The following is a 13,798-nucleotide window of genomic DNA, read 5'->3' as shown; positions in this document are numbered from 1 at the left end:
GGAATCCCCATGTCGGAAACCCTGCCCGAGCGTCGTTCGATCCCCGTTCAGCGGGCGAAAGGCTGCCCGTTCGACCCGCCCCCCGAGCTGAGCGAGCTCCGGGAGAAGGAGCCGGTGTGCCCGGTCACCATGCCGGACGGCACCGACGGATGGCTGCTCACAGGCTACGACGACGTCTACGCGACCCTGCGCAACCACGAGACCTTCAGCTCCCGCGGTGAACTGCGGACCTCGGCCATCGGAACCATGCTCTCCGCACGCCGGCCCGCCGGCCCCGGCAACATGAACCCTATGGACCCGCCGGACCACACCCGCCTGCGCCGCAAGGTCCAGGGCAAGTTCACCACCAAGCGGGTCGCCCAGCTCTCCGATGCCATCACACGGATCGTCGACGAGCGCCTCGACGAGATGCAACGCGTGGGGCCCCCGGTCGACCTGGTCGAGACGTACTCCCTGCCCATCCCCTCACTGGTCATCTGCGAACTCCTCGGCGTGCCCTATGGGGACCACGCGGAGTTCCAGTCCCGTAGCGCCGCCCTGCTGAAAATGGGCAGCACCGCGGAAGAGTATGCCGCGGCGAACCAGGAGCTCCTGGACTTCGTCCACGAACTGGCCCGTCACAAGCGCGCCCAGCCGACGGACGACATACTCAGCGAACTCGCCCAGGACGAGGAGCTCTCCCTGGAGGAGACGGCCGCCCTCGGCATGAGCCTTCTCGTGGCCGGTCACGAGACCACCGCCACCATGATCACCCTGTCCACCTTCGCCCTGCTCCAGCACCCCGACCAACTGGCACTGCTGCGCGAAGACCCGGCCGGCCGGATCGACAACGCGGTCGAGGAACTGCTCCGCTACCTGACCATCCCGCAGTACGGCCTGGAACGCGCCGCTCTGGAAGACGTCGAGGTCCGCGGACGGCAGATCAAAAAGGGCGATGTGGTGATCCCCGCCCTGTTCGCAGCCAACCGTGACCCGGAGCGCTTCGAGGACCCCGACACCCTCGACATCGGCCGCCGCTCCGCCAACGCTCACCTGGCCTTCAGCTTCGGCATCCATCAGTGCCTCGGCCAGCAACTGGCCCGTGTCGAGCTGCGCATCGCGATTACCGCGCTCCTCGAACGGTTCCCGACGCTGCGTCTGGCCGCTCCCGCGGACGAGATCGAGATGCGGACGAACAGCTTCGTGTACGGCGTCACCGCTCTTCCGGTGGCCTGGTGACCGAATCCACCCAGAGGTGACAGCAGCTCCTTGTTCCCCTGCCGCCGTCACACAAGGGGCACCACCCTCTGTTCCCGTCCGCCCCGCCATCGTCCGGCTGCTGAGCGTCACCACGCCCGCACCACTGCCGGTCCCTCACCCGTCCGGGACTCACCTCCGCCGAACTGACAACGCTTCCGGCACCGCCGTGGCGGGTGCGAAAGCCACGGATGGTTTTGGGCCGGCGAGGCCGGAGAGCTGTGCGGCGAGAAGGCGGTGGTGTCGGCGCCCGTACTGTTCAGCGGGCATGGCGGGATTCCATTGCTGGTTGGCCGGCGGTGCTGGCCGGTGACCGGGGATGGGGCGTGTCAGGACGGAGGGGCCAATGGTGGCGGACACGTTGATGCCATGGCCGACGACGAGGCCGACCCGTGCGCCGGGCAACGGAATCACGTCGAACCAGTCGCCGCCCACCTCGGCGTCGCCGCCCGACGGTAGGTAGCGGGCGGCCATCTCCACCGCGGCGTGGGGGATCTGGCTGGGGGGCAGCAGGGCGCGCGTACCGGCGGGCGTTGTCCACGTGGTTGGCTGGAGCCGGTCCACATGGGCGGTGCGAGGCGTAATCCCGCAGCCAGGCAACCGGCCGTCAGGTGGTCGTGCCGTAGTCCCCGTCCTCTGTGGATCCCGCCCCCCGGCTCACCGACGGGCACCGCAGGAGGGGCTTTCTCCATCCGCCGAGGCAGCCCCTCCTGTCCTTGCGGTTGTTTATCCGACGGCGTCACCGGCGACGTAGCGGGCGTTGCGGTCGACCGAGTGGTAGATGTCGGCGGCGATGGGACGGCGGAGTTCCTCGGCGAGGTGGCCGAGGAGTCCGGCCGCGCGGGCCAGGAGAGCGAAGCCGCGCAGCAACTCGGCGGGGAGGCGGAGGTCGGCGAGTGCGGCACCGCACACGCCGGCGCCGTTGAGGGGCAGGGTCCGGCCGAGGATCTCGGGTGCCATGCGGCCGAGGGCCTCGAACAGGGCGAGGTGGGGGCCGTAAACGCCTTCCTCGCGTGCGATGCGGATGATCACTGCTGTACGCGGGTCGCGTTCCTTGTGCACGGGGTGGCCGAGGCCGGGCACGAACCGTTTGGTCGCCTTGCGTTCGGCCAGTGCCTGGCCGGCCAGGGCGTCCCACTCCTCGGTGGTGGCCGGGAGCGGGTCTCCCGCGGCAGTGATCACCTCGTCGAGGAAGAGGCCGGTGTCCTCGGTGACGCCGAGGAAGCGGGAGCCGCCGCCGAGCAGGCCGGCGGCCATGGCTCCCTGGATGGACTCCGGTGCGGACAGCAGGGTTAGACGGGCGGCGATGGCGGTGGGGGTGAAGCCGTGGTCGGCCAGCGCGACCAACACTGTCTCGAAGAGCCGAACCTCGCCCGCGCTGGGGCGGCGCTGGGAGGCGAGCCAGAAGGCGAGTTCGCCGAAGCCGACCTGGCCCATCAGGTCGTTCGCCAGGTCATGGCCGAGCAGTCTGATGGTGGTGGCATCCGATGTGCCGAGTCCGGTCGGGTACTGGGGCTGTCCGGCAGTCACTGGTCCACGTCCTTGTCCGCCGCGAGCCAGGCCCGCAGCTCGTCGCCGTGCTGGTCGAGGTCGGGGGGAGGAAGGATGTGCCGTGGCGCGGTGGCACTGAAGGTGATCGGGTTGCGGATCATCGGTGTCGCCTGCGGTCCTGAGCCGACGGTGACCACCGGGTCGAGCCCCAGCTCCTTGGCGAGGGCAACACCGCCGTCCACGTGGTTGATCGGTCCGCACGGGATCCCGGCCGCGGACAGTTTCTTGAACCACTCGTCCGCCGGGCGCTCCTTGAGCTTGGCGACCAGGAGGGGGCCCAGCTGTTCGCGGTTGCGGGTGCGGGCCTCGTTGCCGGCGAAGCGGGGGTCCTCGGGCAGCTCGTCCAGGCCGAGTTCGGCGCAGAGTCTGCGGAACTGGCCGTCATTGCCTGCGATGACGATGAGGTCCTTGTCCGCCGTGGGCAGCGGCTCGTAGGGGAACAGGCTGGGGTGTGCGTTGCCCATCCGGTGCGGGACGACGTCGCCGGCCACGTAGGCGGAGGTGTGGTTCACCAGTCCGGACAGCGCTGAGGACAGGAGGTTGACCTCCACGTGCTGTCCGGCCCCGGTCGCGTTGCGGTGGTTCAGGGCGGCCAGGATGCCGATGGCGGCGTGCATCCCCGTCATGACGTCGAACACCGAGATCCCCGCCCGATACGGCGGGCCGTCCGCGTCTCCGGTCAGGCTCATCAGGCCCGATGCCGCTTGGACCAGGAGGTCGTAGCCGGGCAGGGACGCCCCACCCGTGGTGCCGAAACCGCTGATCGAGGCGTAGACCAGTCCCGGGTTGTCGGCGCTGACCGTGTCGTAGTCCAGGCCGAAGCGTGTCAGGCCGCCGGGCTTGAAGTTCTCGATCATGACGTCGGCGCGCGAGACGAGTTCCCTGGCCAGGCGCAGGTCCCCGGGGTTCTTGAGGTCCAGGGCGATGGACCGCTTGTTGCGGTTGATGCCGAGGTAATAGGTCGAGACCTCGTCCCGGACCGGCGGCACCCAGGTGCGCGTGTCGTCACCGGCGGGCGATTCCACCTTGATCACCTCGGCGCCCATGTCCCCGAGCAGCATGGTGGCGTACGGCCCGGCGAGGATGCGGGAGAAGTCGGCGATCAGCAGCCCGTCGAGGGCTCCAACTGTGTCGGTCATCGGGCGACACCCTTCAACATGTCCGCCATGCGGACGACTGTCCGATAGTTTGGGTTCCTGATACAGCCAGTGTCAACCGCCACCTCCGCGTGGAAGGTATGCCGTCCGTCGCGTGAGGTTTGAAGTAACCGTTGTGCGGACGTAAGTCCGTTGTACGGCAGGGAGAGGTGGTCCTGTTGCCGGAAACGGCTCGACCGTGCCGGAAGCGGCTCGTGCCGCCGACCGCCCCCTCCTACCGTCGCCCCTACGGACAACGGACCGAACGCTCGATGACGAGCACGAGATCGCACTGTGGAGGACGCCATGGGCGTGCAGACGACACGAGTCCTGGGGATCGGCGGGACGACGCGGCAGAACTCCAGCTCGGAGCGCGCCTTGCGGGTCGCCGCCGCGGCTGCGGCGGACGCAGGCGCGACCATCGAGCTGATCACCGCGGAGGAGCTCGTCCTTCCGCTCTACGATCCCGAGAAGTCGGCGAGGACGGAGGGGGCCACCGCGTTGGTGGCGGCGCTGCGTGACGCGGACGCACTGCTGATCTCGTCCCCGGGCTACCACGGCACGGTGTCGGGGATGGTGAAGAACGCCCTTGACTATGTCGAGGACCTGCGAGACGACGAGCGCTCCTACCTTGCCGGGCTCCCGGTCGGCTGCATCGCCGTCGCTTACGGCTGGCAAGCGAGTGTGGCGACCCTGCAGACCCTGCGCACCTGCGCGCACGCGCTGCGAGGGTGGCCTACCCCGATGGGTGCAGCGCTGAATGCCTCGATGCCGGGGCTCTTCGACCCGGTCACCGGCGCCTGCACGGACGAGTCGGCCCGGTTCCAGCTGGAGACCGTCGGCCGGCAGGTCGTCGAGTTCGCCGCCGCTCGGCTGGGAGACGAGAGGGTGCTGGCTCCGGTGCAGGCGTGAGGTGGGCGCACGGCGTGACCGTGGGGCAGCGTTCAGCGCCGTCCCACGGTCGCGCCGTGCGCCGACCTGGACCTGCCATCTGCGGAGCGGGCGGCGGTACAGTGGCGGACAACCATCCGGTGGGCGGTCATTCGGCCCGTCCGCCCATTTCGCAGGCGTGGAGGGACGACAGATGCGCCGGGACGCCGGTCCGGATTTCATCGAGGCCCTCGCGAGAGGGCTCGACGTTCTGCGCTGCTTCCAGCCGGGGAGGCCGTACATGACGCTGAGCGAGGTCGCAGCCGAGGCACAGCTCGCCCGGCCCACAGCACGCCGGATTCTCATCACGCTCCAGAAGCTGGGATACGTACGCAGCGACGAAGCCGGGTTCGCCTTGACGCCCCGCGTGCTCGAACTCGGGATGACCTACATCGGCTCGCAGAACATCTGGGAGCTGGCGGAACCTCACCTGCGTGCCCTGGTCGACCGCACCCGGGAGTCGTGCTCGATCGCGCAGCTCGACGGATCCGACATCGTCTACGTATCCCGGGTCGCCATGCCCAAGCTGGTGACGCTGTCGGTGACCGTCGGCACCCGCTTCCCCGCCGTGCAGACGTCTCTCGGCAAAGTGCTGCTTGCCGCCCTGGACGGTCCCGCACTCGACCGCGTCCTCGCTCAGCCCAGCAGGTCGGGTATCACGCCCCGGCGCCACCTTCAGCGCGACGAACTCGACGAGATGCTCCGCGACGTACGGGCCAAGGGGTGGGCGTTGACCGACGAGGAACTCGCTCTCGGCATCAGGTCCGTCGCCGCGCCCATCCGCAACGGGCAGGGCCGCACAGTCGCGGCGGTGAACGTGAACGCGCATGCCGCCGAGACCTCGGTCGGCCGCCTGGTCGAACACCATCTTCCCCTGCTGCTGCGCACCGCCGGCGACATCAGCGCCGACTGGGCCGCATGGGAGAACCGTCCCCTCGCCACGCTCGCCCCCCGGGCCGGCTGATCGGGCCGAGGGGCGAGCGTGGGCTGTACCGGTCAGGAGGATGCCGGCACCTTGCCCGCGACGCCCAGCGGACGCAGGGCGGGCATCACCTCTGACGCGAACAGCTCCATGCTCCTGTTCATCTCCTCGGCGGTGATGTCTCCGATCGAGAACAGCCCGATGAGCTGGCCGAAGCCGAGCTGCGCCTGCAGTTCGCTCAGCCGGGCTGCGACGGTTTCGGGGCTGCCCACGACGGCGTATCCGCCCGCCAGCAGTTCCTCGTACGACGTCTCGGTGTACGGCTTCATTCCGGACATCAGCAGACCGCGCATCGAGCCCGGCGACATGTAACCCGGCGGATAGACCTGCGGGAAGCTCTGCTTGAGCCCGCGGTGGAACAGCCACTCGATGTGCCGCCGTCCCTCACGGCGGGCCTTCTCATCGGTCTCCGCCACATAGATCGGCACCGAGAAAGCGGACTTCACCGGGTCGTGTTCCATGCCCAGTTCCTCCACCGCCTGCCGGTGTCCGTCGAACCAGCGGCGGACCAGGGGCGTCGGGGCGTAGACCGACATGTAGGTGTAGCCGTGCTCGGCGACGAACTTCATCGTCTCCGTACTGCCGGCGCCGGGGATGTAGATGGGCGGATGCGGCTCCTGCACCGTCCTCGGCCACAGATTGACGTAGCGGTACTCGTAGTTGGGGCTGACCCACTGGAACGGTTCGTCGGACGTCCACGCCTTGATGATCAGGTCGTGGGCCTCGTTGAACCGGTCCCGTGACCGGGTCGGGTTGACGCTCTGCGCGAAGTACTCCCAGCCGATGCCGCGGACGAATCCGGAGACCACCCGCCCATTGCTGAGGTGGTCGAGCATGGCGATCTCCTCCGCCACCCGCAGCGGATTGCCGCGCACGCCGATCGCGTTGCCGAGCACCATGATCTGCGCCCGCTCCGTACGCCGGGCAAGGGCCGCAGCCATGAGGTTCGGCGAGGGCATCAGGCCGTAGGCGCTCTGGTGGTGCTCGTTGACGGCGATCCCGTCGAAACCGAGTTTCTCGGCATGCTCAAGCTCGTCCAGGTACCGGTGGTAGAGCCGGTTGCCGAGTTCGCGGTCGAAGAACTTGTTCGGGAAGGTGAGGGAAGGGCTCGGGTACTTCTCGTCGAAGTCGTCCGGCAGGTACGGGTAGGGCATCAGGTGGAAGAAGACGAACTTCATCGGCTCGCTCCGCTCAGCTCGGTCCTGGCATCGGCTTCGGCCAGGAATTCGGTGACAACCTGGGCGAACTCCTGCGGACGTTCGAAATACATCGCGTGACCGCAGTCCTCGACCTGTGCGAACCGGGCCTGAGGAATGAGTTCGGCGTAGCGCGCTCCGTGGGCAACGGGGACGACCTTGTCCTCGGCCGGACAGACGACGAGTGTGCGCGCGGTGATGCGGTGCAGCCTGCGTTCCAGCTTCGGGTTGTTCAGGAACGGATGCCACGAGAAGCGGGCAAGGGCGGTCATGTCGCGGTACGCCGCGAGGATGTCGTCGACGTCCGGTTCGCCGGGGAACAGGGCCGACGCCTTGGCGGGGTCCTTGAAGAGTGCGTCGACCACCTGGTCCGGCGTCATGAGGAACAGATCGGCGAGCGGATGTGCCGGCAGCCGCAGCCCGGCCGGGCCGAGCAGGGTCAGCGAGCCGATCAAGTCCGGGCGGGCGACCGCGAGTTCCGCCGCGACCCATCCGCCGAAGGACGCGCCCACGATGTGCGGACGCTCCAGCCCCAGCCGCTCGATGACGTCGAGGTAGTGGAAGACCAGATCGTCGACGCCCTCCAGCTCGGGGAACTCGTCCGACCCGCCGAACCCCGGGTGGTCGGGAGCGAAAACTTCGAAACCGCGCGACAGCAGTTCATGGAATGGGTGCCATTGGCCCGCGCCGCCGGCCGCGTGCAGAAAGAGGACCGGGGCCCCCTTACCGCCCCGCAGCAGGTGAACCCGCCCTCCGGGGACCTCGAGAAAATCCTCGGCGTGCGGACTGCTCACGTCCCGCCCGGCCTCGGTGGTCGTCACTTGTGTCACTGCACTACCTCCGGCTCTTGTGCTGCTGACGTCCGAAGGTAGGGAGTGGGCGGCAGAGGCACCGAGCCGGATGCCGCAGCCTTGGGCCGCTTCCCGCACCACAGTTGACATACCGGCCGGAGCCACGGATTCTGCGAGCTGGACGTCATACGGACAGGCGTCCGATGGTGGAGGTAGTCATGCGCGCTCCGTCAATGTCGATGGACGAGGGGCTGATACCGGAGGGCACCAGCGTTCCCTACGGCCGATTGATCAACACGCGGGACCCGTCCGAGGCGCGGGCACGGACGCAGGAACTCCTCAAGAACGTGCACAGCATGAAGGTGCTGGAGCGCGGGAGTCCCTTCCAGGCCCGCGTCGAATACCGGAAGCTGAACGGCATCGGCCTGATGGCCTCTGGCTACGGCCCCGCGGTGGAGATCTCCTGCACGCCGCCGATCAGCGACGTGTGCGTGAATTTCGTCTTCGGCGGCACCATGCTCATCGACGAGGGCTCGACCGGTGAGGCCACCGCGGTCGCCGACCCGGCCCGGGCGGCGGTCTTCTGCTTCCCGGAGACCGTCAGCATGCGCTGGTCCCCCGGGCTGCGCCAGCTCATGCTGACCGTCGACAAGGCCCTCATCGACCGCTGTCTGCGGAACCTGCTCAACGAGCCGCTGCACGCGCCCCTGCGCTTCGAGACCGAAATGGACCTCAAGCGCGGCGGCGAGGGCATCACGGCCGCGATCAGCACGCTGCAGCGGGCACTCGAACAGTGCGGCAAGGCCGGCCCTCCCCCGGTGCTCGCCAAGGAGATCGAACACGGCATCCTGACCGCCCTGCTGCTCGGGCAACGGCACAACTACACCGACCGAATTTTCTCGGCGCAGCCGCTGCCGGCGCCCCGTGTGGTCCGGCGCGTCGTGGAACTCATCGAGTCGTCCCCCGACGCCGCGTTCACGGTCGCTGACCTCGCTGAATTCGCCGGGGTGAGCGAACGTTCCCTGCATTCGGCGTTCCGTCGGCAGTTGGGCACGTCACCGATGTCGTACGTCCGCCGCCACCGCCTCGAACAGGTCCACGAGGAACTGCTGATCGCCGACCCCTCCACCGGGGTGAAGGTCACCGATGTGGCTCTGCGCCACGGGTTCACTCACACGGGCCGCTTCGCGGCCGCCTACAAAGAGCGCTTTGGAGAGTCGCCGTCCGCGACGATGCGCCGTTGACGTTGAACAGAGAGCGAGCTGTGGACCCCCTGATTCTCTTCGTACACGGAGCCAACCACGATGGCTGGTGCTGGGCTCCGGTCCTGGAGCGGCTGGATCGCGTCGGCGTCGCCGGCCGGGCGATCGACCTTCCGTTCACCTCCTTCGAGGACGACACCGCCGCTGTGCGGGAGGCCGTCCGCGAGATCGCGCGGGCACGGCCCGTCGTGCTGGTCGCGCACAGTTACGGCGGCCTGCCGGTGACCGCCGGAGGGCAGGGAGCGGACCGTTTCGTCTTCGTGGCCGCGCGCATGCCACCGGCCGGAGAGTCAGCCGCGGCGCACACGCCCCGCTGGAGCCATCCGGAGTTCCGGACGGCATGGGACACGGGCGAAGACGGCGCCGTCATCCTGCGTGAGGAGGCCCGGGAGGTCCTCTACTCGCACTCTCCGCCGAACATGGCCGAGTTGGCGGCTCAGCGGTGGCGGCCGATGGCGAGCCGCGTACCGCGAACGCCGATCATCGAGCCCGCGTGGAGGTCCGCGCCGTCCGTCTACGTGGTCTGCACGAAGGACCGGACGGTCCGGGTCGAGGCGCAGCGCGAATGCGCGGCACGCGCCACCGAGAGCATCGAGGTCGACTGCGACCACTCCCCCTTTTTCTCCGCCCCGGACCGGCTGGCGGCGCTTCTGGCCGAGCAGGCCGCACATGCCGCGCGAACGGTCAGGACCTGAGATCCCGGCCCCGCTGCCAATGACGCTGCGGTCCGGTTCCGCGCAGAATCCGCTCTCCGCGAGATTCATCCGATTCCCGCAGGGCTTGATTCCCCTGCCTCTCCCGGCTCTTGACCGGGGAAGAGCCGCGCGCGACCGTCGACCCATGCTCGCCTGACGGACAGATGTCCGAAGAAGTCTCCGTCTCGGTGAGCGGAAGATGACGAAGGAGAGTCAACGATGACCCAGTCCCTGCCCGAAGCCGCCAACAGCACGGCCGTCGGCTCCCTGCCGACGCGACTTCACCACAATGCCTACGTCACGCGGGACCAGGAAGCGACCCGGGCGTTCTACGAGGACATCATCGGCCTGCCGCTGGTGGCGACGTGGAAGGAGTCCGACGAGCTCTTCGGCGCCGTGCGGACGTACTGCCACACCTTCTACGGTCTCGGGGACGGCAGCGCGCTGGCCTTCTTCCAGTTCGTCGACCCGGCCGACCAGGAGCAGTTCGGCCCGAGGATGCCGCACTCGCCGTTCCAGCACATCGCGCTCAAGGTCACCGAGGAGGTCCAGAACGCCCTCGCCCAGCGGCTCGAGGACGCCGGCTGGAAGCCCGAGGAGACCTACGTCCTGGAGCACGGGTACTGCCGTTCCCTGTACACCAGCGACCCGAACGGCCTCCTCCTCGAGTTCACCCTGGACGCCCCCGGCATCGAGGCCTCCGACGAGGAGCGCCGACGGACCGCGCACGCCGAACTCAAGTCGTGGCTCGAAGGTGACCACGTCAGCAACAACACCTACCGCTGAGCCCCAGTGCCGCCGCCCGTATCCTCCACCTCCCATCCCTGTGTCCCGCGCGGGTGGGTACGGGCGGCCCCCGGGCACTCAGCGGCGACACCGCGTACCGCCCGCCAGACAGGCGACGAGGCGGGCCCGAACATCAAGGCCTTCGCCGGGTCCTCATAGCGAGGATCCGCCGGCCGACGAGGCCGCCCAGGGACAGGCCGACCCAGTGGGCCGACGGGGTCGAGCCGTTCGATCAGCTCCACCACGGCGATGGTCAGAGGGTGCATACCGGGGAGCGCGTCGCTGGCGTGCTTACGGCTGCCGACCTTGCCGAGATCCTTCAAGCCCGGGGCCGTGAACGATTGACCGGTTGGCGGGGAAGGGCCCGAGAACAGGTGTCCCGTATCGGGCGAGCTCGTTCTCGACGGTCGGCTTCCCGGGGTCACGGAAGCTCGTCCAGCCGCCCCGGTCCCGGGCCAGGACGATAGCGTGACCAGGCCCTGCATCCACCATCCGGCCGCAATCTGCTACGCCTCCCAGGACAGATCGTTCCGGTGGATGCCGCCAGTGTGCGGTGACCGGACGGCTAACGCTGAGGCGATCACCGATCGCGGCCGAACGGCACAGCAGAACCGCCAACGCGAGGTTGGCGCCCCCCGGCACGAGCGAGGCGGCATGGTCGAATGCCGTCAGGCAGTCGTCGAGCCCTGCGGGAAACGGGTCCTCCGGAGCCAGCCGGTACTCGGGCAGCAGCACGCGCACCTTCGTCGCCAGTGCCAGCTGGGCCGCGAGGCCGCATAATCCTCCGGCCAGCCCGGAGCGGAAGCCGCCTCCGTGGATGTAGGGGATCACGATGTCGTCCGGGGCCGCGTCCAGAGGGCGCGCACAACATCGTCCGAGGTGACCCATCCCCTAATCCCGGATATCAGTAGGCTTTCGTCTGGCCCGCCTCGCCTCCCCCGGTGCCCACCGCGACCCGGGCGCCATCCGTCTGCCGTGGCGGCGCGCCGGGCGCCGAGGCCGGGTGAGTCGTCCGGCGGGCCAGCCTCTCCCCCTCGATGTCCACGTCCGGCAGGGCCCGCTGCAGGAAGCGCGGCAGCCACCAGGCTCTGCCCCCAAGGATCGCCATCACCGCCGGCACAAGCGTCATACGGACGACGAACGCGTCCAGGAGCACACCGATCCCGAGGGCGAATCCCATGCCCTTGATGACCTGCATATCGGCGAAGACGAAGGACCCGAAGACGGCGATCATGATCAGGGCGGCCGCGGTCACGACCTTCGAACCGTGGTCGAACCCCCGGATCATGGCCTCGGCGGGCGGCCGGCCGTGGGCGTGCTCCTCGCGCATCCGGGAGACGAGGAAGACCTCGTAGTCCATCGCCAGGCCGAAGAGGATGCCGACGAGCAGCATCGGCAGGAAACTCAGCACCGGGCCGGTGTCCTTGATACCGAGGAGCCCGGAGAGCCATCCCCACTGGAAGACGGCGACCAGTGCGCCGAGCGAAGCCCCCAGCGAGAGCAGGAAGCCGACGGCAGCCTTCACCGGTACGGCGATCGCGCGGAAGACGACAACCAGCAGCAGTAGCGCCAGGCTCATGACCAGCAGGCAGTAGACGGGCAGGGCCGCCGAGAGCTTGTCCGCCACGTCGATGTTGACGGCGGTCGTGCCGGTGACCGCGATGTCCGTGTCCGTGCGCTCCTCGACAGCGTCGCGCGCGTGCCGGATTTCGGCGAGAACCCCCTTGGTGGCCTCCGTCTCCGGCCCGCTCGACGGCGTGACGCTGATCATGGCGGCGTCGCCGGATGCCGCGGTCACCACCGGAGACACGGCGCGGACGCCGGGCAGGTCCCGGACCGTCGAGGAGAATTCCTCGGCAGTGGCGACCACGGTCCTGGTGGCGCCCTGGACCAGAACGACCAGGGTGCCGCTGTAGCCGGGACCGAAGCCGTCGTCGACGAGTCGCTGCGCGCGCGCCGCGGAGGTGTCGGGGTCCTGGGTACCGCCGAGGCCGAGCTGCAGGTCGGCCGCCGGGACGGCAAGGACTCCCAGGCCCAGAAGGGACACGACGAGCACGGTCCACCGGCGCCGTGACACGAGGGTCGCCCAACGCCGCCCCGCGCCGTTTCGCTCCGTACGGCGTGCGGCACGCTCCGTGGAGCGGCGCAGCACCGGGACGGTGCTGGTGGCGATACGGGTACCCATCAGACCGAGCACGGCGGGGAGAAGGGTGACAGCGACCAGTACGGAGACCACCACCGTCGCGGCGGCTCCCAGCCCCATCACGGTGAGGAACGGAATGTTCACCACGGACAGAGCGGCCAGCGCGATCACGACCGTGGCGCCGGCGAACACCACCGCGCCGCCGGCCGTGCCGTTCGCGAGGCCGGCCGACTCCTCGGGGTCCATGCCCTCCCTGACCTGGGTCTGGTGGCGGGAGACGATGAAAAGGGCGTAGTCGATGCCGACCGCGAGGCCAAGCATCACGGCGAGGATGGCCGAGGTGCTGTCCATCGTGACGACGCTGGTCAAGGACAGCAGTGCGAGGACGCCTACGGCGACCCCGACCAGCGCCGTGGCCACCGGGATGACCGCGGCGCGCAGGGATCGGAAGACGAAGACCAGCACGCCCAGGGCGATCAGCACGCCGACCGCTTCCCCGGGCCCCAGCACCTCGACCTTGACCTGGGAGAACGCGTCACCGCCGAGTTCCACGGTCAGCCCCGCCCGACGTGCGTCGGCGGCGGCCTCCTCGACGGCGCCCTTCGTGGTCGTCGGCAGCGTTGCGCCCTTCTTGGTGGAGAAGACCAACTCGGCGATGCCCGTCCTGCCGTCGGCGGACACGGTTCCGGCCTTCGCTGACGGAGCGGCGGCCGACGTCACGCCTCGTACGTCGGCGACCGCTTCGACGCTTCGACGGACGGCCGCTCCAGCCTCCCCGGCGCTCACTGTCGCCCCACTCCGCGCCCGGAAGACGATCTTCCCGGTGATGTGGGCGTCGTCAGTGGGGAATTCCTCCCGCACGACGTCGAGCGTGCGCTGGGCCTCGGTGCCCGGAATGGTCGTGGCCGAGGCGAACGGCTTCATCAGCCCCAGTGCGGCAACGACCGCCACCAGCAACAGCACGGACCAAGCGCCGATGACGGACCATTTGCGCCGGTAGGCGAAACGGCCCAGGCGGTACAAGAGCGTGGACACGCGAAAACTCCCGGATACCTAGCGAGGACAGGCGACACCTGCGTGATCCACGCTA

13 protein-coding genes are annotated in these 13,798 nt (G+C 69.0%); 6 read left to right on the top strand and 7 right to left on the bottom strand.

Annotated features, from left to right (window positions below):
- Nucleotides 1–9 precede the first annotated feature (9 nt).
- Nucleotides 10–1,218 carry a cytochrome P450 gene (locus ABZZ74_RS30790; RefSeq protein ID WP_356770451.1) on the top strand — a complete coding sequence of 403 codons (1,209 nt, stop codon included), beginning with the start codon at nucleotides 10–12 and terminating at the stop codon, nucleotides 1,216–1,218.
- A gap of 150 nt (nucleotides 1,219–1,368) precedes the next feature.
- On the opposite strand, the gene ABZZ74_RS30785 is transcribed toward ABZZ74_RS30790, so the two are convergent.
- The 3 genes from ABZZ74_RS30785 to ABZZ74_RS30775 form a co-directional block, all read right to left on the bottom strand.
- On the bottom strand, nucleotides 1,369–1,710 hold the full coding sequence (locus ABZZ74_RS30785) for a hypothetical protein (protein ID WP_356770571.1): 342 nt from the start codon (nucleotides 1,708–1,710) through the stop codon (nucleotides 1,369–1,371).
- A gap of 252 nt (nucleotides 1,711–1,962) precedes the next feature.
- On the bottom strand, nucleotides 1,963–2,766 hold the full coding sequence (locus ABZZ74_RS30780) for a citryl-CoA lyase (protein ID WP_356770449.1): 804 nt from the start codon (nucleotides 2,764–2,766) through the stop codon (nucleotides 1,963–1,965).
- Nucleotides 2,763–3,926, bottom strand: a complete 1,164-nt coding sequence (locus ABZZ74_RS30775; protein ID WP_356770447.1) for a CoA transferase — start codon at nucleotides 3,924–3,926, stop codon at nucleotides 2,763–2,765. The genes ABZZ74_RS30780 and ABZZ74_RS30775 overlap by 4 nt, the downstream gene beginning before the upstream one ends.
- Nucleotides 3,927–4,235: 309 nt before the next feature.
- Between ABZZ74_RS30775 and ABZZ74_RS30770 the strand changes: the two genes are divergently transcribed.
- Complete coding sequence (locus ABZZ74_RS30770; protein ID WP_356770445.1) at nucleotides 4,236–4,835, top strand: NAD(P)H-dependent oxidoreductase; 600 nt, start codon at nucleotides 4,236–4,238, stop codon at nucleotides 4,833–4,835.
- Between the two features lie 172 nt (nucleotides 4,836–5,007).
- Nucleotides 5,008–5,817 carry an IclR family transcriptional regulator C-terminal domain-containing protein gene (locus ABZZ74_RS30765; RefSeq protein WP_356770443.1) on the top strand — a complete coding sequence of 270 codons (810 nt, stop codon included), beginning with the start codon at nucleotides 5,008–5,010 and terminating at the stop codon, nucleotides 5,815–5,817.
- Between the two features lie 32 nt (nucleotides 5,818–5,849).
- On the opposite strand, the gene ABZZ74_RS30760 is transcribed toward ABZZ74_RS30765, so the two are convergent.
- The gene (locus ABZZ74_RS30760; RefSeq protein WP_356770441.1) at nucleotides 5,850–7,013 is read right to left on the bottom strand and encodes an LLM class flavin-dependent oxidoreductase; all 1,164 of its coding nucleotides are present in this window, start codon (nucleotides 7,011–7,013) and stop codon (nucleotides 5,850–5,852) included.
- Complete coding sequence (locus ABZZ74_RS30755) at nucleotides 7,010–7,852, bottom strand: alpha/beta fold hydrolase (RefSeq protein ID WP_356770439.1); 843 nt, start codon at nucleotides 7,850–7,852, stop codon at nucleotides 7,010–7,012. The genes ABZZ74_RS30760 and ABZZ74_RS30755 overlap by 4 nt, the downstream gene beginning before the upstream one ends.
- A gap of 188 nt (nucleotides 7,853–8,040) precedes the next feature.
- Between ABZZ74_RS30755 and ABZZ74_RS30750 the strand changes: the two genes are divergently transcribed.
- From ABZZ74_RS30750 to ABZZ74_RS30740, 3 genes are all read left to right on the top strand, one after another.
- On the top strand, nucleotides 8,041–9,066 hold the full coding sequence (locus ABZZ74_RS30750) for an AraC family transcriptional regulator (protein WP_356770437.1): 1,026 nt from the start codon (nucleotides 8,041–8,043) through the stop codon (nucleotides 9,064–9,066).
- A gap of 20 nt (nucleotides 9,067–9,086) precedes the next feature.
- A complete protein-coding gene (locus ABZZ74_RS30745; RefSeq protein ID WP_356770435.1) occupies nucleotides 9,087–9,779 on the top strand; it encodes an alpha/beta fold hydrolase in 693 nt (230 codons plus the stop codon).
- A gap of 219 nt (nucleotides 9,780–9,998) precedes the next feature.
- Complete coding sequence (locus ABZZ74_RS30740; RefSeq protein WP_099926988.1) at nucleotides 9,999–10,565, top strand: VOC family protein; 567 nt, start codon at nucleotides 9,999–10,001, stop codon at nucleotides 10,563–10,565.
- A 291-nt stretch (nucleotides 10,566–10,856) separates the two neighbouring features.
- Here the strand turns inward: ABZZ74_RS30740 and ABZZ74_RS30735 are convergent, their stop codons facing one another.
- Complete coding sequence (locus ABZZ74_RS30735) at nucleotides 10,857–11,396, bottom strand: alpha/beta hydrolase fold domain-containing protein (RefSeq protein WP_356770433.1); 540 nt, start codon at nucleotides 11,394–11,396, stop codon at nucleotides 10,857–10,859.
- Between the two features lie 73 nt (nucleotides 11,397–11,469).
- The gene (locus ABZZ74_RS30730) at nucleotides 11,470–13,743 is read right to left on the bottom strand and encodes an MMPL family transporter (protein ID WP_356770431.1); all 2,274 of its coding nucleotides are present in this window, start codon (nucleotides 13,741–13,743) and stop codon (nucleotides 11,470–11,472) included.
- Nucleotides 13,744–13,798: the final 55 nt, after the last annotated feature.

Source organism: Streptomyces sp. NPDC006476, assembly GCF_040612015.1.
Classification (GTDB): Bacteria; Actinomycetota; Actinomycetes; order Streptomycetales; family Streptomycetaceae; genus Streptomyces; species Streptomyces griseorubiginosus_B.
Note: the sequence above shows the minus strand (reverse complement) of the source record. Positions and strands in the feature narration are given on the sequence as shown.